We start from the raw sequence: 25588 nt of genomic DNA on the forward strand, positions 1-25588 counted from the left end.
CCCACGCCGTAGCGTAGGGTTTATCTGTTTTGACATCAGCAGCTTAATGACGTGCGGCTTTACCTTCATCCACCGCTTTAACAATTGGTGTTTTCGGTAGTGGCTTCGGCTTCTCAGTCAATGCCAGTGGCAAGATGTCATCAATGCTTTTCACTGCTTTGATGTCTAAACCTGCTTTGACATTGTCTGGGACTTCTTTTAAGTCACGGACATTATCTTCAGGGATAAACACCTGCTTGATGCCACCACGATGTGCCGCAAGGAGTTTCTCTTTCAGACCACCGATGCGTAGGGCATGACCACGAAGTGAAGTTTCACCTGTCATTGCAATGTCAGCACGGATTGGAATCCCAGTAAATGCAGATACCAATGCTGTGGTCAGTGCAAGACCCGCCGACGGCCCATCTTTCGGTGTCGCACCCTCAGGCAAATGCACATGCACATCGGTTTCCTCAAAGCGAGAAGACTCGATACCGAGCTCATCAGCACGTGTACGCACTACGGTCATGGCAGCTGTAATCGACTCTTTCATCACATCACCGAGTGAACCTGTGGTGATGAATTTACCTTTACCTTTCACCGCAGCCACTTCGATGGTCAATAGCTCACCACCAACCGAAGTCCACGCCAAACCATTGACACGACCGATCTGCGCTTCTGTTTCTGCGATACCGTAATCGAACTTGTGTACGCCTAAGTACTCAGGCAAGTTCTCTTGGGTCACGTCGATCTGCAAGTTTTTGGTTTTGTTCGCCACCGCTTGCTTCACGACTTTACGGGCGATCTTCAATACTTCACGCTCAAGACTACGCACACCTGCTTCACGGGTATAGTGGCGTACGATGTCACGAATTGCTGCTTCATGCACAGACAGTTCTTTTGCACGTAAGCCATTGTCTTTGATCGCTTTTGGTACAAGATAACGATCTGCGATATTGACTTTCTCTTCCTCGGTATAACCCGGCAAGCGGATCACTTCCATACGGTCGAGCAGTGCCTCAGGAATATTCATGCTATTGGCTGTACAGATGAACATCACTTCTGACAAATCTAAGTCCAAATCGAGATAATGGTCATTAAACTTGTTGTTCTGTGATGGGTCGAGCACCTCAAGCAATGCAGACGCAGGGTCGCCACGGTAGTCCTGTGCCATCTTGTCGATTTCATCGAGTAAGAATAATGGATTCTTCACGCCGACTTTATTTAAAGACTGCACGATTTTACCAGGCATCGCACCGATATAGGTACGACGGTGACCACGAATTTCCGCTTCATCACGTACACCACCGAGCGCCATACGGATGAACTCACGTCCAGTCGCTTTGGCGATCGATTCACCCAGTGAAGTTTTACCGACACCTGGAGGACCGACTAAGCAGAGGATTGGTCCACGTAATTTTTTCACCCGTGACTGTACTGCAAGATATTCCACAATACGGTCTTTGACATCGTCCAAGCCATAATGATCTTCATCGAGAATTTGCTGTGCTTTATTCAAGTTGATGCTGACTTTACTGGCTCTGTTCCACGGTGTATCTAGGATCACTTCCAGATAGTTACGCACCACCGCGGATTCAGAGGATGCAGGTTGCATGCCTTTGAGCTTACGGAATTCACTTTCAGCTTTTTTACGCACATGCTCAGGCAAATCAGCTTCGGCAAGGCGTTTTTCGATCTCGGCAACATCATCTTCACCGCCACCGTTCATATCAGATAGCTCACGTTGAATGACCTTCATCTTTTCATTGAGGAAGTATTCACGTTGATTTTTTTCCATCTGACGTTTGACGCTGTCGTGTAGACCTTGTTCGATCTCTTGCTCTTCCGACTGTTGAAGCAAATAGGTCATCAACTCTTGTAGATGCGCTTCAAAGTCATCAATTTCCAAGAATTTTTGTTTGACTTCAATGCTCAGCGGGACACGAGTTGCCACGAAGAACATCAACTGTGCAAGATCAGTGATCTTTTCAGCCGCAGTGATCAGCTCACGGGCATTACGCAATTTTGCTTCTGCGTATTGTGCAAATAGTGCATTCAGCTCTTGCAGACGTGTTGTTTGCGTTTCTTCATTGAGCGGATTGTGCATCGGGCTAATCGTATGTTCAGCTTGTAGATACTCATCACCTTCGATGATGGTTTCTAATTTTGAACGATGTAAGCCTTCAATCAACACTTTGATGCAATTGTCATCATTTTCATGATTGACCACTTGCACGATACGCGCCACCGTACCGTATTGATACAGGTTGTTATGGTCAATGTCTTCGGTGAGTGAGTCTTTTTGAGCAACTACAAACACCAAATTGTCATTATTGCGAGCGATTTCAACCGCATTAATTGATTTTTCACGACCAACAAATAGCGCAATTTGCATGTGTGGGTATACCACGACATCACGCAATGCGAGTAAGGGTAAAGTTGCAGGAATGTCTTGTTCCTGAACGATCACTTGGTCTTTAACGATATCAGTCATATGCACTCCTAATGAGTGACAAATTATTTTGTCATAATTCATTAGTGAAGCATTTTTAAAAAAATACAAGGGGCATAGTTCGAAATTTTAAATGAAATGTTTGCTTTGCTTGTAATTTAAGCAATTTAAATGTGCAAACGTTATTTTTCCCAAACCAAATCAGCAACCTCTTGCGGTTCTATGTGTGTGATTTTTTGCCCGAAACCACGTAGCCACCATACCAGTTGTAGGTTAAATGGTACGGTGGCACTAATGCACTTCATGTCATTTTCAAGGACGGTGATTTGTTGATCTTTGGATAATTTTGATTCCATAAAGGTCATGGCATCGTATTGATGCATGTGCAGTTTGAGTTGGACTTCTTCGGTTGGAAGCTCAAGATTGACACGGAAGCCAAGCGTACCTATATCAATAAATTGATCAATATCAAATCCAACAGGGTGCAACGCTCGGCTATCTAAAACTGTCGCTGATTTAAAACGATGCAGGGCAAAAGTTTGTACATCAGACTTATCCTGACGAGTACACACGAGATAAATAATCGCACCACGTTGAACTAGAGCAAGCGGATTCAATATATAAGTCTTTTCTTCTTTTTGCGCATTTCGCTTCACATAGATACATTCCAGTTGACGATCTTGTAGTAAGGCTTCATAGACGGCTGTTTGTGATTTGCGATCAACCAAAGGCGGAATGAGTGGCTGTGTCGCAGGAATGATCCGTACACGATTGATCCATTGACGTACATTGTTTTGATGCGAAGACAGGCTTTTTCGAGCCAAATCAAACCACGGATTTATTTCAGCCAATAGACTTGGTGGTAATAAGTGTTTGAGGTGTTCCTCAACCATCATAAAGGTCACAGCTTGCGAGCTATTCATATGTGGAATGCTCTGAATTGGTGCGTCGGATTTCCAACGCCAACCTTGTGGAGTCGCACCATTATTTTCAATTGGGAAGCGTTCTGCGATTTGATTGAGATCACGTTGAATGGTGCGCAGGCTAATGTCGATGCCTTCACGTTGTAGCTGCTCTTGAAGCTCACGTGTACCGATCCATTTGCCATTGGGTAGGCGAGATAAAATCTGCCATTGGCGATGTAGGCTGTTCCCTGTTTCTTTTTTGAGGTGTTCAACTTTGCTATTTTTCGATGGGGTCGTCATGCGCTGTGTCTGTATTATATCAATTTATGCAGATGATTGAGATTGTGCATAAAAGCTTCTCTAAGGTCAATGTAACAATTTATCTCATTGAAACTTCATGTAAAAAATCTTGGTCATTGATTTTCAATTTTAAAATTAAAGCAATGAATATGTTAATTTAAACTGAGTTCGGAGAATTATGTTGTGAATAGCGTTAAAGAGCAAAACATTTTAGGCAAGGTCTTGTAGTGTATGAGCATATGTCAGGATTAACCTTCGGTTCGACCTGAGAGATATTATCTCGCAAGGCTTTCGGGATGAGTGGCATAGCCACGCAAGGGCTAAGCATCTTGCGCCGTATACGGCTCATCGCAAACTCGGTCATATACAAAAAATTATCCAATACCTAAAAAAACTTCATTTTTGCTAATGTTGCTTTGCCCTCGAACAGTGCGACAGACGCTTCCACGAATCAGATAATTCTTACGCATATTATGTCGGGCAGAGGTTGGTTTAATAACTTTTAATACTTGCGTGATGAATATGGCATTCAATTTGCTTAATTGAATATAACAGGCAATTAGTAAAGCCATGAACCAAGAAGGGGGTGAATATGCTCGATACGATGGAAAAATCCGTGACCACAGCATCGCCCAACACTGTACAGCAAGCAGATCCGAATCAGACCAATTCTATCGGTGAGAATCGCTGTCAATTTTTCAATGAAATGCGCCATAGCGATGGCTCAATTCGTGAAGAATTTGCGCAAATCCAACAATGGCTCGCCAATAAATCTTTGGCAGAAATTGAATCGCTGAATCATCAAGCGAAAGAACATTTTGTCTATCAAGGTATTACTTTTACCGTATATAACGATTCGCAAGGTACAGAGCGGACGATTCCGCTAGACCTTGTACCACGAATCATTGCCAAGAAGCAGTGGGATATCGTGTCCGATGGTTGTAAGCAACGTGTCAAAGCTTTGAATGCGTTTCTGCACGATATATACCACGGTCAAGAGATTTTAAAAGAAGGCATTATTCCTGCTGAGCAAGTGCTACAACATGAGGCGTATCAGCCGTGGATGCTGAATTTTGAAGTGAAAGGACAGATTTATTCGCATATTAGTGGTGTGGATATTATCCGTGATGATGTCGGTGACTTCTTTGTCCTAGAGGACAATTTACGGACACCATCAGGTGTATCTTACATGCTCGAAAGTCGCAAAATCAGTGAAAAGCTAATGTCTGAGATTTGTAGTCAATACCGTTTGCAAGGCATTGAGCATTATCCGCAACTACTCAAGCAGACTTTGCTTGAAAGTACCGATGTGGATCATCCGTTGATCGTGGTGCTGACTCCAGGACATTTTAACAGTGCTTTCTATGAACATGCGTTCTTAGCACGTGAGATGGATGTGCCGTTAGTTGGTGCGAAAGATTTGTTTGTGGAAAATGGCAAAGTCTTTCTAAAGTCGGTGAAAGGGCGTAAGCAGGTCGATGTGATCTATCGTCGTTTAGATGATGATTTCCTTGATCCGTTGGCATTCCGAGCAGATAGCGTACTTGGCGTAGCAGGGCTGATGTCTGCCTATCGTAACCGCACTGTGGTGATCGCCAATGCACCGGGTACAGGTGTTGCCGATGATAAGTCGATCTATCCCTATGTTGATGACATGATTCGCTACTATCTCAACGAGCAACCGATTTTAAAAAATGTGCCGACGTATCAATGTCGTAAGGCGGATGACTTGGACTATGTACTCGCCAATCTTGAAAAATTGGTGGTCAAAGAAGCGCAAGGCTCAGGTGGCTACGGTATGTTGATTGGTCCTCAAGCTGAAGCAGAGCAGATCGAAGAGTTCCGTCAAAAGTTGAAATTCCGTCCGCATCTGTATATTGCACAGCCGACTTTATCCTTGTCAGTTTCACCGATCATGGGTGAGCAAGGTTTTGTTGATCGTCATATTGATCTGCGTCCATTTGTACTCAGCTCTCCGCAAGAGATGCGTATCGTCGCAGGTGGTTTGACACGTGTGGCGTTAAAAGAAGGCTCATTGGTTGTGAACTCTTCGCAAGGCGGTGGTATTAAAGATACGTGGGTGATTGATATTTAAAACTTTAACTTTAAATCATCTTTATAGATATAAAGCTACGGTATTAAGCATACATAGATATTAAGCTTAGATAAAAGCATCGTAAAGATCAGGAGAAATAACATGTTATTACTCAGTTCAGCTGCACAAAGTATTTATTGGTTGGGACGCTATTTGTCACGGATACAATTTGCCTGTCAGATGCTCCCATTCGAAAATGATCAAGAAGCGGTGAAATTTGCAAACGCATTTTGCCTACCTGCATGGGATGCAAATAGCTTGAATGCGATCTATCTCGACCCTGAACAGCCATTTTCTATTTCGACGCAGTTTTACAATGTGCAAAACAATATCCAGCAACTTCGTGCAGTGTTGACACCACATGCCTATTCCGAGCTGAATCAATTGACCAAACTCAAAGATGACAAGTCCGAATCGGTTTGTGCTGTGGTTGGCGCATGTGCAGAAGTGCTTGAGGCAGAAGAAGAGCAAGTGTTCTTGTTTTATAGCTTAGGTCGTGAGATGGAAGTTTTAGATCAGCAATGTCGCCTAGAGCAAGTAAGCGAAAATCAAACGGAAAATGTTGCGTCTATACTATCGATACTCGATGAGAATGGTTGGGGCTCATGTGAACGAACGTGGTCGGCATTCCTACAAGATCAAAGCATGAGTAGCTTGTACAACATTAATGATGATATTAGTGCTAAGTTTGAGGTGTGTGAATGAAACTGTTAATCAACCATCAAACTTTATATAGCTACGAAACGCCTGTAAAAAGTGCCATGCAATATTTGCGCATGATTCCGCAAGATACCGATCACCAAAAAATTCTGCATTGGGGGATCAGCGTACCCGGTGAAAAAATCCAACAACTTGATGGCTTTGGCAACCAATGGTTAACCTGTTCACAGCGATTTGAATATCAACAATTGATGATCATGGCGCAGGGCATGGTTGAGATTGACCCAAATGCGAAATATGCCAAAGATGATCGAATCAATCCGCTGATCTATATGCAGACCACCAAGCAAACGCAGTGTAGCTCTGAGATGATTCAATTTGCACATATGCACAGCGTCGATACCAAAAATGCGCATTTGATTGATCTTGCAGAAGCCTTACTTGAAAAAATACCTTACACCGCAGGGCAGACTTCGGTAGAAACGACGGCATCGGAAGCCTTTGAACAAGGGCGAGGTGTTTGCCAAGATCATGCGCAAGTTTTTGTCGCTATGGCACGTTATTTGGGCTATCCTGCACGCTATGTTTCAGGCTATCTCTTTGTCGAGCAAGGTCAACATCTTGCAAGCCATGCGTGGGCGGAAGTGTATATTGATGGCTATTGGCATTGTTATGATGTGAGCAATCAACTATTCACGCCACAGTGTCATGTACAGCTTGCGGTCGGGCGTGATTATGCCGATGTTGCACCAATTCGAGGTGTACGTGAGCAGGGTGCGGAAGAAAGTATGGAAACCTTTGTTCAGGTCTTGGCGTGTTGATTCGCTTTGACTGAGTAAATTTTTGAATTAGGAATAGATGTGAAATGACCTACTGCGTTGCACTGCTTCTCAAGGAAGGCTTGGTTTTTATCAGTGATACTCGCACCAATGCGGGGGTTGATCATATTTCTTCATTTACCAAGCTATTTCGTTTCGGTATTGAAGGTGAGCGTTTTATGGTGGTACAAACCGCAGGAAATCTTGCCACCACGCAATCTGTCGTGACACGATTGCAACATCAGATCGCAGCACAAATCGAACCAAATCTCAATACGGTTGGCAGTATGTTTGAAGCCGCAGAATTGATCGGTGCAAGCTTACGTCGTGTGCTCAAAAATGTATCTGAAAGTCCTGAACAAGAAGCAATGTATGGCTGTAGCATTCTGCTCGGTGGGCAGATCGCAGGGCAGGAGATGGAGCTCTACAATATCTATCCGCAAGGCAATTTTATCCGTGCGACATTGGATACGCCATATTTTCAAATTGGGGAAATCAAATATGGCAAACCAATCATGGATCGTGCGCTGAGCTACTACACGCCATTAGACCAAGCCTTACGTTGTTCGCTGATTTCATTTGATTCCACGATTCGATCAAATGTATCAGTTGGAATGCCATTAGACGTGATGGTTTACCCTGCAAATAGTTTAAAATTGCCAAAAGGAAAACGAGTCACAGAAAATGATGCGTATTTCCAAGAGATACGCAAAGAATGGTCAGATATACTCAAGCAAGGTCTGCAAAATATTGCACCGCCGACGACAGATTATTTTGACTGATTTTGTGGCTTAATCACTTTTAAAATGTGCTTTTAGAGCTTAATGCTGATCAGTTAAGCATAATTTCATTATTACTGATTGATAAATCTCCCCTAACCCCTCTTTGAAAAAGAGGGGAACACCATTGAATTCAACACTGTATTGAATGTCGAAATACTCCCTCCTTTGAAAGGAGGGTTGGGGAGGATTAAAAATACTTAACTGACTGGCATTAGCTTTTAGAGCTTCCCTTCAAAGCACCGCACAAAGGTCTAATAAGCGGTTTGCATAACCCCATTCATTGTCATACCACGCAAAGACTTTCACCTGACGACCGACCACCATCGTTTGAGTTAGATCGACAATTAAAGAATATGGCGAATGATTAAAATCACTCGACACAAGATATTCGTCGGTGGTTTGCATGATCTCATGAAATTGTGTTTTTGAAGCGTCCATTAAAGTCTGATTTACCGCTTGAGTATCTAACTTACTTTTCGCCACAAAAGTTAAATCAATCGCAGCGACATTGATGGTCGGTACACGGATCGAATAGCCATCAATACGATGTTCCATATGTGGCATGACTTGCTTGAGTGCACCAAGCGCACTGGAAGTCGTCGGTATGATATTTTGCCCTGATGCTCTAGCACGGCGTAAATCACGATGAGCATGATCAAGTACCGATTGATCGGCAGTCACCGCATGAATCTCGGTCATCAATGCAGTATCAATACCAAAAGCATCGTCCATGATCTTCACCAACGGCACGAGGGCTTGCGTAGTACAAGACACACTGGAAATGATTTGATCTGTCGCTTTGATGTCTTGATGATTGACGCCATAAACCACCGCAGCATCAACGCTATCAAATGGTGCAGCACCAATAATCACACGTTTTGCACCTGCTTGAATGTGTTTTCCTGCATCAGTACGTGAACGAAACAATCCTGTACACTCCAGTACCACATCAATCGCTAAATCTTGCCAATTTAACTGGATTGGGTCGGCGCATTGTAATAGTTGAATCTCTAAAGACTTCTGTGCAGTAGATACTTTGAGGATGCGCTGAGTATTCTCTTCAACGAGCTCTACTTGTCCTGCAAAACGTCCGTGTGTGGTGTCGTATTTCAGTAAGTGTAGTAGCGTTTCTGCATCGGCAATATCATTGATCGCCACGATCTGAAAATCATAGCCTTGTGGATGCTCAAACCACGCACGTAGCACATTTCGACCGATACGACCAAAACCATTGATGGCGATACGTTGCATGAAATACCTCAAATAAAAAGCTGAAACTGAAATCAGGCGACACAAAAGAGAAGTGCTATGTTAAAGCAAAACTTAGAAATGTGGGAAGTGAATTGTCTTTTAGATGAAGCAGTTTGTTTCGATGTTGAGATCGAGCAAGTACACTCGGTGGTGTTGGTTTAAATTTGAATGAGATAAGGGCGAATATAATTGTTATAGGCAGAGAGGTTGTATCGTATATTGGTGTTTGGAATGCAAATCAATATGAGTATATAATATAGATCATGATTTGAACTTGTCTGACCTCTAAAATAATTGCTTATATTATGACTATTGAATTTAAAGATTTTATGGGGCACAGAGAGTCCTATCCAGATGATATGCTTTTTTATCATTACTGTTCCCCAGATACTTTTTTATCAATTTGTAATGGTAAAAAATTAAGATTTTCTGATTTATTTTGTATGAATGATCATATGGAAAATCACTGGGGTTATGCGATTTGGATAGAAGTTGTCAATGAATTAATGGAAAGAAAAGAAGTTGAGGAAAGTTTCATTGATGAAGTTGATAAAATTATAAGTGAGTCCAGTTATAATTTTTTGAGATTGGCTTGTTGTCTTTCCAAAGATGGTGATGTATTAAGTCAATGGCGTGCTTATGCCAATGATGCTGCGGGATATAGCATCGGTTTTTCAGCTAATGAGCTGTTAAAAATGCCTATTCGAATCATTCCTGTCTGTTATGATAGGAAAGAACAAAAGAGTATAGTCGAACATTTCGTTAAAGCTATTTATGAAGTCGAAAAAGAAAATACAACTGAAGATAAAGAGGATTTTTATCTAACTTGTAAAGAGTTTGCAATTTCCTTATCTAGCTTTAAAAATCCAGCATTCAAAGAAGAGTTAGAGGTTCGATTGATGCACATAGCGGTTTTGGATTCATCGGACATGGATAATCTAGTGTATAAATTTGGTGGAGGTACTGCCAATGGTACTGACTGTCGAGATTATCAACTTCACTATCGAATGAATGGAAGTGTTCCAACCGCTTTTATAGATATTGATTTTTACTATGACAATAACCCTGTTAAACAAGTTATCTTAGGGCCTAAAAATGAATCATTGCTTTCTGGCGTATCTATGGCACTGAATTCTCTAGGCTTGAAAAATGTTAAAGTTAAAAAATCACGAGCATCTTATCGCTAAGAAAAAGTCCGGTTTACTTCACAATAGACTTCTCTCCATTTCTCATAAAATATACCACTAAGCAATCATTCCCAAAACATCGTTGAACTCATGTAAAAACATTGGTCTTGACCCAAAACTTCGTTATAATTTAGCGCTTTTACGCATTCGTCTATGTATTTTCATTTTTAGCGTGAAATTCGCATCGTCGATGAACTAATTTTTTTGTAATGCCCAATGTATGGAGTGACTTGTAGTGAGTACACGTTTGATGACCGCCGCTGATATTCGTGAAGCGTTTTTAAGTTATTTCGAATCAAAAGGGCATACTCGTGTCGCCTCAAGTTCACTGGTGCCAAGTGACGACCCAACTTTGCTGTTTACCAATGCAGGCATGAACCAGTTTAAAGACTGCTTTTTGGGACTCGAAAAGCGTGACTACGTGCGTGCAACCAGTTCACAAAAGTGTGTCCGTGCAGGCGGTAAACATAACGATTTAGATAACGTCGGCTACACCGCTCGTCACCATACTTTCTTTGAAATGTTGGGTAACTTTTCCTTTGGCGATTATTTTAAGAAAGATGCCATTCTCTTTGCATGGGAATTTTTAACCGTAACTTTAGCACTACCTAAAGATCGTCTATACGCAACGATCTATCATACCGATGATGAAGCTTTTGAGATTTGGAATAAAGACGTTGGACTAAGCGCAGATCGCATTATCCGTATTGGCGATAAAGGCGCAAAATACGAATCAGACAACTTCTGGGCGATGGGCGATACAGGTCCTTGTGGTCCGTGTTCTGAGATTTTCTATGACCATGGCGACCATATTTGGGGTGGTTTACCAGGTACGCCTGAAGAAGATGGCGACCGTTTTATCGAGATTTGGAATAACGTCTTTATGCAATTTAACCGTACTGCGGACGGCGTGTTGCATCCACTGCCTGCGCCGTCAGTTGACACAGGCATGGGCTTGGAGCGAATTTCTGCGGTCTTACAACATGTCAATTCCAACTATGAAATCGACCTATTCCAACATCTATTAAAGTCTGCTGCGGACATTATTGGTATTCAAGATGAAGGTCAGCCGTCGCTTCGTGTTGTTGCCGATCATGCTCGTTCGTGTTGTTTCTTGATCGCAGATGGTGTGAATCCATCGAATGAAGGGCGTGGTTATGTACTTCGTCGTATCATCCGCCGTGCGGTGCGTCATGGTAACAAACTCGGCGCAACAGGTACATTCTTCTACAAAATGTTGCAACCGCTGATCGATGTGATGGGGCAAGCCTATCCTGAGCTTGAAGCCAATAAAGCACGTATCGAAGCGGCATTGATCAAAGAAGAAGAACAATTTGCCAAGACTTTGGAACAAGGTTTGAAATTGCTTGAAGGTGAGTTGGCAAATCTACAAGGCAAAGTCATTGCAGGTGAAACCGTCTTTAAACTGTATGACACTTATGGCTTCCCAACGGATTTGACCGCTGATATTGCACGTGAACGTGAACTCTCCATTGACGAAGCAGGCTTTGAAGTGGAAATGGCTGCACAGCGCCAACGTGCTCGTGATGCAGGAAAATTCAATGTCGATTACAATTCGATCGTCAAAGTCGAAGGCGATACCCAGTTTGACGGCTACGACGCAACTCAAGGTCAAGGTCAGATTGTTGCTATCTATAAAGACGGCGAGCAAGTCGATGAAGTAGTTGAAGGCGATGAAGCCCTCATCGTACTCAATCAAACACCATTCTACGCAGAAAGCGGTGGTCAGATCGGTGATACAGGGATATTCAAAAATGAAACAGGTATTTTTGAAGTCCAAGACACCAAGAAGTCTGGCGGTGCATTCGTGCATCAAGGGATTGTCACCGTTGGTCAGTTCAAAGCATCACAAAAAGTTGAAGCGATCGTCAAAGCGGATATTCGAGCGAATACGGCAAAAAATCACTCTGCAACGCATTTATTACACGCTGCTTTACGCCAAATCTTAGGCACGCATGTACAGCAAAAAGGCTCATTGGTTGCCAGTGATATTTTGCGTTTTGACTTTGCCAATGATCAGCCTGTGACATTTGCACAACTTCAAGAAATCGAGCGTTTGGTGAATCGTGAAGTGATTGCCAATACACCTGTATTGACAGAAGTGCTTGACATCGAAACGGCGAAGTCCAAAGGCGCAATGATGCTCTTTGGTGAGAAGTACGGCGATGAAGTGCGTGTACTTACGATGGGTACAGTAAGTGATGAGCGTAATTTCTCTATCGAACTGTGCGGTGGTATCCACGTCAAACGTACTGGTGATATTGGTTTATTTAAAATCGTGTCGGAAGGTGGTATCGCAGCGGGTGTACGTCGTATCGAAGCGGTCACAGGTAGTAAAGCGATTGAAACCGTACAACATGCTGAAAGCACCATTGCACAGATCAACGGCTTGCTCAAAGCGCAAAAAGATCAAACGCTAGAAAAAGTCCGTGCCACTGCTGATCATGCGGCGCAATTGCAAAAGCAAATCGAGCAACTCAATCAAAAATTGGCAAACTTCCAAGCGACCGAACTTTTGTCAAATGTACAAGAGATCGCAGGTTGTAAGACCTTGATTGCACAAGTCAACAATGTCGATGCCAAATCTTTGCGTCATCTACATGATAGTGTCAAATCAAAATTGGATGATGCAGTGATTGTCCTTGTTGGCACAGAGTCGGATAAAGTCAGTTTGCTTGCTTCAGTTGCCCAAGTACATCAAGGCGCAATCAAAGCAGGGGATATTATCAAACATCTTGCCAATGAACTTGGTGGTAAAGGTGGTGGTAAACCTGATTTGGCTCAAGGCGGTGCGCCGATGAATGATCAATTAGATGTAGTGGTTTCTGGGCTAAATACTTGGTTATCTGCACAATAATAGATGGCTATTGATATTTATTATTGTTGAAAAGTTGTACTAAGCTCTGGTTTTTAATGAAAAAATGAAGAGTTTAGATTGTAAGTATTTAGGTTATAAGTGTTTGGGTTTTAAGTATTTTGGGTGAATTTGGAATAATTCTATGGCTTTAATCGTTCAAAAATATGGTGGTACGTCAATGGGTACACCTGAGCGCATCTTGAATGTGGCTCGTCGTGTAAAGCGTTGGCATGATCATGGTCATCAAGTGGTTGTCGTTGTATCGGCGATGAGTGGTGAAACCAACCGCTTATTGGCTTTGGCAAAGGCAATTACTGAAACGCCTGATCCACGTGAGCTTGATCAAATGGTATCAACGGGTGAGCAAGTCACCATTGCAATGTTGGCAATGGCGCTCAACTCGATTGGTACAGAAGCCAAATCATTGACAGGTCGTCAAGTTGGTATTCGTACTGACCATGCGTATAACAAAGCACGTATTGAGGCGATTGATACCGATGTCATGACTGAACACTTAAATGCAGGTCGTGTGATCGTTGTTGCAGGCTTCCAAGGCTTTGATGCGGAAGGAAATACCACGACATTAGGACGCGGTGGTTCGGATACCTCTGGTGTTGCACTGGCTGCTGCACTCAAAGCGGACGAATGCCAAATCTATACCGATGTAGATGGTGTCTATACCACTGATCCACGTGTCGCACCGAAGGCGAAGAAAGTAGATCGTATTTCTTTTGAAGAAATGCTCGAAATGGCTTCACTTGGCTCAAAAGTATTACAAATTCGTTCAGTCGAGTTTGCAGGAAAATATCAAGTGCCGCTACGTGTTTTATCAAGTTTTGATAACGACGATGACGGCGCATTTGATGATCATTTTAAACAAACTGTCGGTACACTCATTACAACAGAATCGGAAGACACTATGGAACAACCTATTATCTCTGGTATTGCTTTCAACCGTGATGAAGCAAAATTAACTATTCTTGGTGTACCTGATGAGCCGGGCATTGCGTCAAAAATCCTTTCTCCTGTAGGTGATGCCAACGTTGAAGTGGATATGATTATCCAAAACGTCGAAGAAGACGGCACGACTGATTTCACCTTTACTGTGAATCGCACAGAAATGGCAAAAGCCAAAAAGATTTTGGAAGATACTGCACAGAAGATCGGTGCACGTGAAGTATCAACACGTGATGATATCGTGAAAGTATCAATCGTTGGTGTCGGTATGCGCTCTCACGCAGGTGTGGCGAGCAAAATGTTTACTGCGCTTGCAGATGAAGGCATCAATATTTTGATGATCTCAACTTCTGAAATCAAAATCTCAGTAATCATTGATGAAAAATACCTAGAACTTGCAGTTCGTGCATTGCATACTGCTTTTGGCTTAGATCGTGAACACGGTGAAAGTAGCGCACGTGCTTAAAAAATAAGCACTTAGCGACAAATCTCAGGGCAAACGCGAATTAAATTTCAGTTTGCCCGACAATGTGCCACTATACTTCTATAGTGGCTCTGTTATATTAGTCCTTTCGATTTATATGCAAACAAATAAAAGCGGTTGTGCGAAAAGAAGTTTTTCTTTGCCTTGTATTTAGATTTGAAATTCATCAGTTTCACGCATATTAGCAAGGAGGCAATAATGCTAATTTTGACACGTCGTGTAGGTGAAACACTCATGATCGGCGATCAAGTGAGTGTAACAGTACTGGGTGTGAAAGGTAATCAAGTGCGTATTGGTGTCAATGCACCGAAAGAAGTTTCAGTACATCGTGAAGAAATCTATCAACGAATTCAACACGAGCGTGCGATGCATGAGCATCTTCAGCATTTAGATGATGATTTTAGCCCAAATTTTAACGACGACGACTACTCCCAGTTCAATCGTTAATCTCTCTGTAGTAATAAAACCATTGGTCGTTATCAATGGTTTTATTTTGCTTAATTAAAAAGCACTAAAAATTCTCAAAATATAAAAATAATCCATTTTTCGCTGTATTTTCGACAAGTGGTGATAGATTCGATTGCACCTCAATGACAAACTTGTTAAGTTTATTGCATAAAATGTCATCAATGATGATGAAAAAACAACAAATGCTGAAGGGGATGTCACATGAAACAATGGTTTAAGCAACTGCTGCCGATGCTTGCAGGGATGGCGATTATCACTTCGCAATCAACTCTAGCGGTACAGCCTGTTTCTGATGATGAACTCGCAGAAGCAGCCAGTAAAAATTCTCTCGTCCTCAATGAAGCCGTTGCTGAAAATAAAGTATTCATTATTCAACAAGATCAAAGCCTAAGTGAAACTCCTGGTTATCAAATGATCAATATATTAGCATTGTTATATCCGGAAGCATTTATGCGTGAGCTTGGGCAACAACAAGATTATTTTACGCGTAATTTTGGGAATGAATCTTATAGTTATCGTTGGGCGGGTAATGAAAATGAAATATGGGCGCAAAATCAATATTATGAAGTCATGTTTAACAAGAACACAGAATCTTACGAATTAAATAATGTGCGTGGTCGCGTATGGATTAATGTGGAAGTTTTTGACAGCGAAACAGGTCGTACGGTTAGCCTTGCATCGAATGAGTGATTTTAAGAGAATTTATTGGGAAAAGTTCAAAAAATAGTAGAAGTTTTTTAAGTCATACATAAGTTGTAGCAAGATGATAAACTTTAGTACTTGAAAGTTGGGGCAGAACCCTCTACAAATAGTCATAGGTTATCACAGGGAAAAACAATGAAGTTGTATTACACGCCAGGCGCTTGCTCATTGGCTGCACATATTATTTTGAATGAAATAAACGTCGATTTTGATTTAGAACGTGTTGATATAAAGACACATACCACTGAAAAAGGTCAGGATTATTACGCCATTAATCCCAAAGGCTATGTACCTGCACTGGAAATCAATCCAGGCTTAGTGCTGACTGAGACTGTAGCGGTTTTACCATTCCTTGCACAGCATGATCCACGTCAGGATTTGATTCCACCATCGGGTCTTGGTCGTGCTAAGGTGCTTGAGTGGTTAGGTTTTCTCAATTCAGAAGTACATGATGCCTATGCGGTATTCTTCGGTCGTGAGTTAAACGATGAAGAAAAAGCACGTGGCTATGCCGAGATTGATCGTCTATTGCAATTTGTTGAAGATTATCTTGCGGAAGTTGATACCGATTATTTAGTCGATGACAACTTCGGTCCTGCTGATGCGTATCTATTCGTTTTGACCAACTGGTCGAAATCAATCGGACATGACTTGTCAAAATTTAAGGAAATTAACGATCTTCGTAGCGTAGTCTTCCAACGCCAATCGGTACAGATCGCTATGCGTGATGAAGGTTTGATTAGCTAAACTTAGCAAAAGTTTAAGACGATAAAAAGCACCTTTATAGGTGCTTTTTTACAACTTAGATTCTTCAATTTAGATTGTCAGTTTAGATTCTTCAATGCGAATTATCTATGATCCAAGCGTATCGAATGCACTTAGATCACGAACCATGACTTATAATGAGTTCATTACCATTTATTTATGGTCATCAAACTCATTGTAGTGCGGTGCAGGGCGTGTGAATCCACCTGTTTTATACGCAAGATAGAACACACCGACAGCAGCCCAAGTCAGACCTGCTTTCAATGATGTTTCATCTGTTTCAATCCATAGCGCAGCAATACTGATAAAGCCAAGCACTGGAATGATGACAAAGTTCAAAATTTCTTTGAATGACTTGGTACGACGGTCACGTAGCGCATAGCGTGAAATGACTGACAAATTCACAAAGCTAAATGCAGTCAGTGCACCAAAGCTAATCAATGAAATCACAAAATCCAAGCTCATAAAGCCCGCAGTCAATGCGACAGCGCCAACGATCAAGATGTTATAAGATGGTGTGAAGCTCTTTGGACTGATATGACCAAAGATTTTCTTATTAATAATGCCGTCACGACCCATCACGTACATCAAGCGAGATACACCTGCGTGCGCAGAAATCCCTGATGCCATAACCGTAATGATTGCAAATGCTAAGACATAAGATTGAAACAGCGAACCACCGACCAGGAGTAAAATATCAGGCTGAGTCGCTTCGATATCAGCAAAGTATTTTGCAGGATCATTCGGGAAGTAGATTTGCATAAAGTAGGTACTGATAACAAAAATTACCCCAGCAATCAATGCTGTTAAGAATATCGCTTTAGGCAAAGTCTTTTCAGTATCTTTAGTTTCTTCAGCAAGTGAGCTTAAAGAGTCAAAACCTGTGAATGAGAAGCACAGTAAAGTCGCACCTGTGATCAATGCACCAACAGAGGTCAGCTCATTCCAAAATGGCTCCAAGCTCCACAGTTGATAGCGTGTTTCAGCGGTAATAGGTCCTTCGACATTCGAACCAAGTTGCAACTTGGTATAAATCAGATAGGTAAAGATACCGATGACAAGCAACTGTACAAATACGATCAAGCTATTAAAATTCGCGACGAAACGTGCACCACGTAAGTTGACCCCAGTCATAAATGCTGTCAGTACAACCACCCAAACCCAATGGTTAATACTTGGGAAGAGGGCTTCTAGATAAATCACGGCAAGAATGATATTGACCATCGGTGAAAGCAAGTAGTCGAGCCAAGAAGACCAACCGACCATAAAGCCGACATTTGGATGGATCGACTTTTGTGCATAGGTATACGCCGAACCCGAAGAAGGGTAGCGACGGATCATATGACCATAGCTAATCGAGGTTAATAAAATCGCAACGAGGGCAATCAAATAAGATGTTGGAACGTGGAAATTACTTTCGTCAGACACCAAACCAAAAGTATCAAATAAAGTCATCGGTTGGATATATGCCAAGCCGATAATAATGACGTGCCAGAGTCCTAGCGTTTTTTGTAGCTTCACAGCCGATTGTGTACCAGCAATATTAGACAATGTCGTTATCCCCTTGAGTGATGACTTCTTATGATTTAAAGCCAAGGATCGCGATGTATCAGGATCAACAACTGATCCCCCCAAAATACTTTTTAAAAAGAGCGCAACAAAATAACGCAAAACCTTAGCTTTTGTCAGCAACTCTAGGGCAAAAAATAGCAAAAATTTAGCCAAAATAAAGAAAAATAAGAAAAATTCTTAAAATAAATCGACAAGCTGTTTTTATGATAAAAAATTGTAAGCATAAAAAAGATGGCTAATCCATAGCCATCTTTTTAAAAATCATAAGCTTATTACTTTGCTTGTAAGAAAAGTTTTTTGAATCTATTAGATTTGCTGATTCACATCAATATTTTTACTTTCTTTCATACAAAGGAAAGCAATTAACGAGATCGTTGCTGCACCTGCAAGATAATAGCCTACAGCGTGTAAACCATAAGTCGTTGCAAGATAAGTGGCAATTAACGGTGCAAAAGATGCACCCAAAATACCCGCCATATTAAAGGTCAGTGCGGATCCTGTATAACGCACAGAAGTTGGGAATAGCTCTGATAGAACCGTACCGATTGGTCCATACGTCAAGCCCATGATCGCCAAGCCAAGACATAGGAAAGCAAACACAGAACCGACGTTATTGGCAACCAATAAATCTGCAAAGAAGAAACCAAAAATGATGCAAATAATGCACACGACGATAGAGGTCGCTTTACGTCCAAACTTCTCCGCCAAAATCGCAGCGAGAGGAATAAATGCTGCAAAGGCAAAAGTCGCTAAAGTCACTAAGAGCAAGAACTGCTCACGTGGATAACCGAGTGCTTTAGTTCCCCAACTTAATGAAAATACCGTCGTTAAGTAAAACACCACGAAAGTACAGATCGCTGCTAAAGTCCCGAGAATCAGTTGAGGCAGATTATTTTTAAAGACTGCTGCGACTGGGACGCTTTTTTCTTCTTGCTTATCCAAAACACGTTGGAATGCAGGTGTTTCATGCAGTTTCAAACGAATATATAAACCGACGATGACTAAAATCGCACTGGCTAAGAATGGAATACGCCAACCCCAAGCCAAGAACTGTTCATCGGTAAGCACTGAACCTAAGAAAATAAAGAACCCATTTGCCAAAATCAAACCGAATGGTGCGCCAAGCTGTGGAAACATACCGTACCAAGCACGTTTGCCTTCAGGTGCATTTTCCGTTGCAAGCAGCACTGCACCACTCCATTCGCCACCAAGCCCAATCCCTTGTCCCAAACGGCAGATTGCAAGCAAGATCGCTGCGGTAATACCAATGTCTTGATAAGTCGGCAATAAACCAATGGCAATGGTGGATAGACCCATAGTCAATAGCGCAGCAACTAGCGTGGTTTTTCGTCCGATACGATCACCGAAATGTCCAAACAATGCTGAACCGAGTGGACGTGCTAAGAATGCAATCGCAAAGGTTGCTAAAGACTGCAACACAGCAGTTTGCGGATTACTTGATGGGAAGAACAAATGAGGAAATACAATGACTGCCGCTGTGGCATAGATATAAAAATCATAAAACTCAATGGTTGTTCCGACCATACTGGCGGTAAGTACCCGAGCTTTGGAATTAGTCGGTTGCATTGCAGTCGATTGCATGGTTGATCCTAGTTTTTCTCATTTCAGCGATGATTGATTTTCATAATGAAGCATAAATGTTTAATCATATCGTGCTGAATTTAAACAGTGTTAAAGCTGTATGTCGCTTGAAGTCAGACAGTTTAACCACTTGAAAACGAATTACAAAGCAAAAACTGATCAAAGCCAAATTTTTAGAATATTCTTGATATTTTTTAGCGAATTTCGAAAAATTTAGCGAGTAGTGTAAATTTCTAGGCGCACCTCGCACAGCAACCGCATGGTACAATTTGGTACATGAGGATTGCGAGCAAGGATCAACGCAGAAATTTGCCAGGTAGCTGATTTTTGAATGTGCTTTACAACATGACCCAAACTGCAAAGAAATGCGCAAGCGCCCCAAGCATCACAAACAAGTGCCAAATGACATGGGTGTAGGTATATTTTTTCATGGCATAGAAAATCGTACCAACGGTATAAAATATTCCGCCAAGAATGAGTAGTTGTAATGACAATGTACTAAGATAAGTACGCATATCATCAATCACAAAAACCGCAAGCCAACCCATTGCAAGATATGCAATCAGCGACAATGCTTTAAATCGTTCGATAAAATACAGCTTAAACAAGGTGCCTAAAAAAGCGATCGACCATAATGCCACCAATAAAATTTTCGCTTTCGGTGTGGGAATATATAAAGCAAGGAAAGGCGTATACGTTCCTGCGATGAGGTAATAAATCGCCGTGTGATCTAACTTCTTTAACCATGCACGACGCTCCATAGTCGTGGCACCGTGATACAAGGTCGAAGCGGAAAATAGCAACACCATGCTAAGCCCATAGACCAACATGGTAAATCCTGCACCGAGCGATAGGGCATAGGCTTCTATACACAGTAGTACCGTAGCAATCATTGCGGCAAAAGCCGCTAAACCATGTGTAAGTGCATTCAGACGTTCTTCATGTGGATGATAGTCAAGTATTTCATCGACGATATCCTGAGTGCTGATAGATTGGTGATTTAAACTGTCTAAATTGTTAGGCATAGGAATTGGAATGTGCGAAATAATGCAATTAATATACATTTGTATTTTTAAATTGACATGACAATTTTTACTCGATCGCACTTTAAAACTGCAAATCAGACAATCAGCTTGATATAAGACAATTTTTCAAAACATCTTTTCAAAGATCAGCGAAGATGCGTTAAAGGCATGAATCAGTTAAAATAGCATTTCAATTTTTAGTTTGGGTTTATTATGTCGGCGATTCGTTTGCAAGGGCAAGCATTTGAATTTTTTCAGCATATTCAACAGGCTTGGCAGTCGAATACTTTGCAACGTTTGATATTTAGTCAGTATCAAGGTGAGGAAGCAAATCTGCAAAAACTAATGATTCGTCCAATTACACTCAAAGATGAATTGCAACTGCAAGTCGTGTATCGCTATCAAACTAAAGACATCGCTAAAAATTATACATGGCAAGAATTTGAGTCACTAAGCTCAGATTGGTTAATGCAATTTAAGCAGAGTAATTTATTTACGGATCAAGCTGAATTTCAACTCAAACTCAAAAAACAACAGTGGCAATTAACACAGACACAAATTAAAACTACAAAACATACCGCATCAAATCAGCAGGAAAATATAAATACAGCGCAACAACATAATCGCCAAAAACAGCGTTGGATTGAACAAGATCGTCAGTTTTTACAGTTGCTTGGAGTGACCGATCAAAAGCATCAGATCATTCCGAGTATGTCGAGGAAGTGGAAGCAGATTAATAAATTTGTGGAGATTTTCGCAGGTGCAGTCAATCAAGCAGGATTTACTGAAAATCAAAATTTACACGTCGTTGATTTCGGTTCAGGCAAAGGTTATCTGACCTGTGCCGTGTATGATTATTTACAAGCCCATCAGTTTGCGCCTCAAGTGACAGGGGTGGAGCTACGTCAGGAGTTGGTGGATTTTTGCCAAAATGTCGCCACGCAAAGTGATTTTCAACACTTACAATTCTTTCAAGGCGATGTGCGTAGTTATCAGCCAGAGCAAACGGATGTGATGATTGCGCTACATGCTTGTGATATCGCAACGGATTTTGCCATTCATACAGGAATTCGCTTGGATACGAAAGTGATCATGTGCGCACCGTGTTGTCACAAAGAGTTGCGCCCACAAATGCAATCGCCAAGTGTGCTATCACCGATGCTTGGCTATGGCGTGCATATGGGACAACAGGCGGAAATGCTCACTGATACCATTCGAGCTTTATTTCTACAAGCCTATGGCTATGAAACCAAAGTACTTGAGTTTGTATCTTTGGAGCATACCAGTAAAAATAAAATGATTTTGGCGACCAAAAAGCGCAATGCGGAAAATCAGCCAAATCAAAAAGTGCTACAGCAAATTGCAGATTTAAAAGCATTTTATGGTATACGCAATCATGCCTTAGAAAATTTACTGAAAGATATGCCTGTTGATGATCGACATGGCTGTGCGTGCTAGCGGTGTAAAGCGTGGATTTTAATGGTCAATAGATTTGTCATCAAACTGACTTAAGCTTTTCATGTGGTTGAAATATCTTCTAATTATTCTGTGTTTAGGTTAATTAAATACACAGGATATGTGATGAAAATAACCCATGCGTTACAACAAAAAGTGATCGGCAAATATAAAGATATTCTTGAGCATCAACTGTCGATTATCGAAGCACAGCAACAACAAATTGAAAAATTACAACGTGAGCTAAATGCGTTCAAACAACAACACAGTTTTCCTGAAGAAAGAACAACATGGCAAACACTTCGTTTAAAAGTATCTAAAAGTCAGGATGTTGTGGTAAATCCACAACAATCATAGCTTAGCGATAATTATAGCCAACCAATTTATTCTAAAAACGAATTACATTGAGAATGAAACGCTTAATGCGCTTCATCCCAATTGTTGCCTTTACCCACCTCAACGACCAATGGCACATTCAGCGTGAATACATCTTGCATGGTGTCTTTGATCAATGTTGTTGCCTTAGAAACATAATCTTCATCGACTTCAAACACTAATTCATCGTGGACTTGCAGTAACAACAATGCACGACTTTGATTCAGTTTCTTTTCAATGGCAATCATCGCCAGTTTGATAATATCCGCAGCACTACCTTGTAATGGCGCATTGATCGCCGCACGTTCAGCGGCTTTTCGTACCATCATATTGCGAGCATGAATATCAGGTGTATACAGTCGGCGACCTAGTAAGGTTTCGACAAAACCTTGTTCTTGCGCAAGCTGACGGGTACGTTGCATATATTCGTAAATACCTGGATAACGCTGAAAATATTGTTTGATATAGTTTTGTGATTCTTCACGGGTAAAACCAAGCTGGCGAATTAAACCGAACTCTGACATGCCGTAGAGTAGCCCGAAGTTGACGGCTTTGGCTTGACGACGTTGATCAGAAGTCACTTCATCCAGTGGAATATTTAGCACTTCTGAAGCGGTGGCTTGGTGAATGTCTTGTCCTTCGTTAAAGGCTTTGACCAATGCCTCATCTTCACAGAAATGAGCCATCAAACGCAGTTCGATTTGTGAATAATCAGCAGCGAGAATCACACGACCTTGCGGTGCAACGAAGGCTTTACGAATCTGACGACCAATCTCACCACGAATCGGAATGTTTTGTAGATTAGGATCAGTTGAAGATAGACGACCAGTCGTGGTGACGGCTTGATGATAACTGGTGTGGACACGTTGAGTTTTAGGATCTGCTTGTTCGACCAAACGATCGGTGTAAGTACTTTTCAGTTTAGCAAGGGTACGATAATCCAAAATGATTTGCGTGATTGGATGATCAATTTTTTCTAGTACGGCTTCACCAGTGCTGTATTGTCCCGAAGCGGTTTTTTTACCGCCTTTTAAGCCCAATTTATCAAATAAAATCTCGCCGACTTGTTTTGGTGAAGCGATGTTAAATTGCTCTCCTGCGATTTCAATGGCTTGTGATTCGTAGCTTTGCATGTCTTTTTCAAACTCTTGACTTAAATTGGTCAAAAAGTCTGGATCAAGCTGAATACCACGAGATTCCATATTGCACAGCACTTGTGCCGTTGGTAGCTCGACACGTTCAAGCAGTGCCAAAAGTTCAGGTTGTTCAGCAAGTTTCGCTTTTAGCACTTCAAATAGGCGATAGGTGACATGCGCATCTTCACAGGCGTATGGCGCAGCGACATTTAAATCAATTTGGTTAAAGGTCAGTTGCTTAACCCCTTTGCCTGCGACTTGCTCATAAGTCGTGGTCAGATGACTTAAATACAACCTCGCCACATCGTCCATATTATGACGAGTTGCTGTTGGATTGAGTACATACGAGCCGAGCATGGTGTCAAAGCCCCAACCTTGTAGTTGGATGCCTTGATTGGCAAAGATATGCGCATCATATTTTAAGTGATGCCCAATTTTCGCCACGCTTGGATTTTCCAAGATTGGTTTGAGTTGTGCTAATACCGTTTCACGATTGAGCTGTTCAGGCGCACCCTCATAATCATGAGTGAATGGCACGTAATAAGCATCTTTGCTGTCGAATGCCACAGATAAACCAACCATTTCTGCAATGCGATAGTCTAAGCTAGTGGTTTCGGTGTCAATGGCGAATTGTTGGGCATGTTCAAAACGCTGGAATAAGTTATCCCAATCGGCTTGAGAGAGTACCGTATGATAATTTGCTTGACCGAGTTGATCATCTCCACTGCTGAGTTGAGCGTTGCTTTCTATATCATTATTAGCATTTTCATTGTTTTTAGACTTTGATTCAGTCTTTTTGCTTTGATTGGCTTGCTGATTTTTCTCATTATCGGGATTATTCGGGTGATTTAACGATTGTAACTGAGTACGAAATTCAAGCTCAGTATAAAGTCGGCGCAGTTCGTTGACATTCGGATTGCTGAGTTTCAGATCATCCCAAGTGAGTGTTAAATCTAGTCCAGTGATAATGGTCGCCAATTGGTGATCGAGTTTGATATTGTCAAGATTGTCTTTGATATTTTGGCTGACTTTGCCTTTGATCTGATCGACATTGGCAATAATACCGTCCAATGAGCCAAATTCATTCAGTAGTTTCGCCGCCGTTTTTGCACCCACGCCTGGCACACCTTTGATGCCATCGGATGCGTCACCCATTAATGTCAGATAATCAATGATCTGATGCGGATGCACACCGAATTTTTCAAATACACCTGCTTCGTCGAGCTGACGTTCTTTAAAACTGTCTTCTAAGGTGACGTTGGGATTGACCAGTTGTGCCATGTCCTTATCGCCAGTAGAAATCAGCACTTGATGACCTTCGGCAAGCGCACGTTGCGTCAATGTACCAATAATGTCATCGGCTTCAACGCCCGCCAAACTATACAGCGGAATGCCCAGCGCACGAATCAAGTCCTGCAGATAGGGAATTTGCTCGCCGAGTTCGTCAGGCATCGCAGGGCGGTCACCTTTATAGATCGGAGATAATTTATGTCGAAATGTCGGCTCAGGGGTATCAAAAATCACCGCCATATGCGTTGGTTGGATACGGCGCATCAGTTTTTGAATTGCTGAACTCGCGCCACGCACCGCATTGGTGTGCAAACCTTGAGAAGTGGTCAAGGGTGGTAGGGCGTGAAAAGCACGAAATAAGAAATAAGACCCATCGACCAAAACAAAAGGTGGCATGTGTGATTCCATTGATATTTTAAAGACTGGTTATAGTGTACCGCAAAGCTGATT

The 25588-nt window shown here is 41.8% G+C and carries 19 protein-coding genes; 12 read left to right on the forward strand and 7 right to left on the reverse strand.

The genetic code is table 11. The annotated features are described in order from the left end of the window. Positions 1 to 43: 43 nt before the first annotated feature. Complete coding sequence (lon, locus tag MKI79_RS08840; protein WP_241572267.1) at positions 44 to 2473, reverse strand: endopeptidase La; 2430 nt, start codon at positions 2471 to 2473, stop codon at positions 44 to 46. A gap of 140 nt (positions 2474 to 2613) precedes the next feature. After that, positions 2614 to 3636: a helix-turn-helix transcriptional regulator gene (locus tag MKI79_RS08845; RefSeq protein WP_241572270.1), complete on the reverse strand. Its 1023-nt coding sequence runs from the start codon at positions 3634 to 3636 to the stop codon at positions 2614 to 2616. A 592-nt stretch (positions 3637 to 4228) separates the two neighbouring features. On the opposite strand from MKI79_RS08845, the gene MKI79_RS08850 reads away from it, so the two are divergent. The 4 genes from MKI79_RS08850 to MKI79_RS08865 all read left to right on the forward strand — a co-directional run bounded on the left by MKI79_RS08850 (position 4229) and on the right by MKI79_RS08865 (position 7991). After that, positions 4229 to 5731, forward strand: a complete 1503-nt coding sequence (locus MKI79_RS08850) for a circularly permuted type 2 ATP-grasp protein (RefSeq protein WP_407651612.1) — start codon at positions 4229 to 4231, stop codon at positions 5729 to 5731. A 102-nt stretch (positions 5732 to 5833) separates the two neighbouring features. Continuing rightward, positions 5834 to 6436, forward strand: coding sequence for an alpha-E domain-containing protein (locus tag MKI79_RS08855; RefSeq protein WP_241572273.1), 603 nt, complete (start codon positions 5834 to 5836; stop codon positions 6434 to 6436). Then, the gene (locus MKI79_RS08860) at positions 6433 to 7212 is read left to right on the forward strand and encodes a transglutaminase family protein (RefSeq protein ID WP_241572276.1); all 780 of its coding nucleotides are present in this window, start codon (positions 6433 to 6435) and stop codon (positions 7210 to 7212) included. The genes MKI79_RS08855 and MKI79_RS08860 overlap by 4 nt, the downstream gene beginning before the upstream one ends. Positions 7213 to 7256: 44 nt before the next feature. Further along, a complete protein-coding gene (locus MKI79_RS08865; protein WP_241572279.1) occupies positions 7257 to 7991 on the forward strand; it encodes a peptidase in 735 nt (244 codons plus the stop codon). A 231-nt stretch (positions 7992 to 8222) separates the two neighbouring features. On the opposite strand, the gene MKI79_RS08870 is transcribed toward MKI79_RS08865, so the two are convergent. After that, on the reverse strand, positions 8223 to 9242 hold the full coding sequence (locus MKI79_RS08870; protein ID WP_241572281.1) for a type I glyceraldehyde-3-phosphate dehydrogenase: 1020 nt from the start codon (positions 9240 to 9242) through the stop codon (positions 8223 to 8225). A 305-nt stretch (positions 9243 to 9547) separates the two neighbouring features. On the opposite strand from MKI79_RS08870, the gene MKI79_RS08875 reads away from it, so the two are divergent. The 6 genes from MKI79_RS08875 to MKI79_RS08900 all read left to right on the forward strand — a co-directional run bounded on the left by MKI79_RS08875 (position 9548) and on the right by MKI79_RS08900 (position 16665). Continuing rightward, positions 9548 to 10429 carry a DUF2971 domain-containing protein gene (locus MKI79_RS08875; protein WP_241572285.1) on the forward strand — a complete coding sequence of 294 codons (882 nt, stop codon included), beginning with the start codon at positions 9548 to 9550 and terminating at the stop codon, positions 10427 to 10429. A gap of 235 nt (positions 10430 to 10664) precedes the next feature. Beyond that, a complete protein-coding gene (alaS, locus tag MKI79_RS08880; RefSeq protein ID WP_241572287.1) occupies positions 10665 to 13307 on the forward strand; it encodes an alanine--tRNA ligase in 2643 nt (880 codons plus the stop codon). A gap of 142 nt (positions 13308 to 13449) precedes the next feature. Beyond that, positions 13450 to 14730, forward strand: a complete 1281-nt coding sequence (locus MKI79_RS08885) for an aspartate kinase (RefSeq protein WP_241572290.1) — start codon at positions 13450 to 13452, stop codon at positions 14728 to 14730. 216 nt (positions 14731 to 14946) lie between these two features. After that, positions 14947 to 15195: a carbon storage regulator CsrA gene (gene csrA, locus MKI79_RS08890; RefSeq protein ID WP_241572293.1), complete on the forward strand. Its 249-nt coding sequence runs from the start codon at positions 14947 to 14949 to the stop codon at positions 15193 to 15195. 222 nt (positions 15196 to 15417) lie between these two features. Then, positions 15418 to 15906 (forward strand): hypothetical protein, encoded by a 489-nt coding sequence (locus MKI79_RS08895; RefSeq protein ID WP_241572295.1) that lies wholly within the window; start codon positions 15418 to 15420, stop codon positions 15904 to 15906. A 147-nt stretch (positions 15907 to 16053) separates the two neighbouring features. Further along, entirely contained in the window at positions 16054 to 16665 is a 612-nt protein-coding gene (locus tag MKI79_RS08900) for a glutathione binding-like protein (protein ID WP_241572297.1), read from the forward strand. A 171-nt stretch (positions 16666 to 16836) separates the two neighbouring features. Here the strand turns inward: MKI79_RS08900 and MKI79_RS08905 are convergent, their stop codons facing one another. The 3 genes from MKI79_RS08905 to trhA all read right to left on the reverse strand — a co-directional run bounded on the left by MKI79_RS08905 (position 16837) and on the right by trhA (position 20882). Next, positions 16837 to 18234, reverse strand: coding sequence for an APC family permease (locus tag MKI79_RS08905; protein WP_241572301.1), 1398 nt, complete (start codon positions 18232 to 18234; stop codon positions 16837 to 16839). Between the two features lie 327 nt (positions 18235 to 18561). Continuing rightward, complete coding sequence (locus tag MKI79_RS08910; protein WP_241572303.1) at positions 18562 to 19857, reverse strand: MFS transporter; 1296 nt, start codon at positions 19855 to 19857, stop codon at positions 18562 to 18564. Positions 19858 to 20195: 338 nt separating this feature from the next. Further along, complete coding sequence (gene trhA / locus MKI79_RS08915) at positions 20196 to 20882, reverse strand: PAQR family membrane homeostasis protein TrhA (protein WP_241572306.1); 687 nt, start codon at positions 20880 to 20882, stop codon at positions 20196 to 20198. A gap of 213 nt (positions 20883 to 21095) precedes the next feature. On the opposite strand from trhA, the gene MKI79_RS08920 reads away from it, so the two are divergent. Both MKI79_RS08920 and MKI79_RS08925 read left to right on the forward strand, forming a co-directional pair. Next, entirely contained in the window at positions 21096 to 22340 is a 1245-nt protein-coding gene (locus MKI79_RS08920) for a class I SAM-dependent methyltransferase (protein WP_241572308.1), read from the forward strand. A 123-nt stretch (positions 22341 to 22463) separates the two neighbouring features. After that, the gene (locus MKI79_RS08925) at positions 22464 to 22694 is read left to right on the forward strand and encodes a hypothetical protein (RefSeq protein ID WP_241572311.1); all 231 of its coding nucleotides are present in this window, start codon (positions 22464 to 22466) and stop codon (positions 22692 to 22694) included. A 62-nt stretch (positions 22695 to 22756) separates the two neighbouring features. On the opposite strand, the gene polA is transcribed toward MKI79_RS08925, so the two are convergent. Next, the gene (polA, locus tag MKI79_RS08930) at positions 22757 to 25534 is read right to left on the reverse strand and encodes a DNA polymerase I (RefSeq protein ID WP_241572314.1); all 2778 of its coding nucleotides are present in this window, start codon (positions 25532 to 25534) and stop codon (positions 22757 to 22759) included. Between the last annotated feature and the right edge of the window lie 54 nt (positions 25535 to 25588).

The organism is Acinetobacter sedimenti, assembly GCF_022601685.1.
Classification (GTDB): domain Bacteria; phylum Pseudomonadota; class Gammaproteobacteria; order Pseudomonadales; family Moraxellaceae; genus Acinetobacter; species Acinetobacter sedimenti.

Bases quoted from the DNA above. Each gene is read 5' to 3' on its own strand.
- MKI79_RS08895 (WP_241572295.1), top strand. From the start codon at position 15,418: ATGAAACAATGGTTTAAGCAACTGCTGCCGATGCTTGCAGGGATGGCG.
- MKI79_RS08845 (WP_241572270.1), bottom strand. From the start codon at position 3,636: ATGACGACCCCATCGAAAAATAGCAAAGTTGAACACCTCAAAAAAGAA.
- MKI79_RS08875 (WP_241572285.1), top strand. From the start codon at position 9,548: ATGACTATTGAATTTAAAGATTTTATGGGGCACAGAGAGTCCTATCCA.
- MKI79_RS08925 (WP_241572311.1), top strand. From the start codon at position 22,464: ATGAAAATAACCCATGCGTTACAACAAAAAGTGATCGGCAAATATAAA.
- MKI79_RS08885 (WP_241572290.1), top strand. From the start codon at position 13,450: ATGGCTTTAATCGTTCAAAAATATGGTGGTACGTCAATGGGTACACCT.
- trhA (WP_241572306.1), bottom strand. From the start codon at position 20,882: ATGCCTAACAATTTAGACAGTTTAAATCACCAATCTATCAGCACTCAG.
- MKI79_RS08920 (WP_241572308.1), top strand. From the start codon at position 21,096: ATGTCGGCGATTCGTTTGCAAGGGCAAGCATTTGAATTTTTTCAGCAT.
- polA (WP_241572314.1), bottom strand. From the start codon at position 25,534: ATGCCACCTTTTGTTTTGGTCGATGGGTCTTATTTCTTATTTCGTGCT.
- lon (WP_241572267.1), bottom strand. From the start codon at position 2,473: ATGACTGATATCGTTAAAGACCAAGTGATCGTTCAGGAACAAGACATT.
- MKI79_RS08850 (WP_407651612.1), top strand. From the start codon at position 4,229: ATGCTCGATACGATGGAAAAATCCGTGACCACAGCATCGCCCAACACT.
- MKI79_RS08855 (WP_241572273.1), top strand. From the start codon at position 5,834: ATGTTATTACTCAGTTCAGCTGCACAAAGTATTTATTGGTTGGGACGC.
- csrA (WP_241572293.1), top strand. From the start codon at position 14,947: ATGCTAATTTTGACACGTCGTGTAGGTGAAACACTCATGATCGGCGAT.
- MKI79_RS08870 (WP_241572281.1), bottom strand. From the start codon at position 9,242: ATGCAACGTATCGCCATCAATGGTTTTGGTCGTATCGGTCGAAATGTG.
- MKI79_RS08900 (WP_241572297.1), top strand. From the start codon at position 16,054: ATGAAGTTGTATTACACGCCAGGCGCTTGCTCATTGGCTGCACATATT.
- MKI79_RS08910 (WP_241572303.1), bottom strand. From the start codon at position 19,857: ATGCAATCGACTGCAATGCAACCGACTAATTCCAAAGCTCGGGTACTT.
- MKI79_RS08860 (WP_241572276.1), top strand. From the start codon at position 6,433: ATGAAACTGTTAATCAACCATCAAACTTTATATAGCTACGAAACGCCT.
- MKI79_RS08865 (WP_241572279.1), top strand. From the start codon at position 7,257: ATGACCTACTGCGTTGCACTGCTTCTCAAGGAAGGCTTGGTTTTTATC.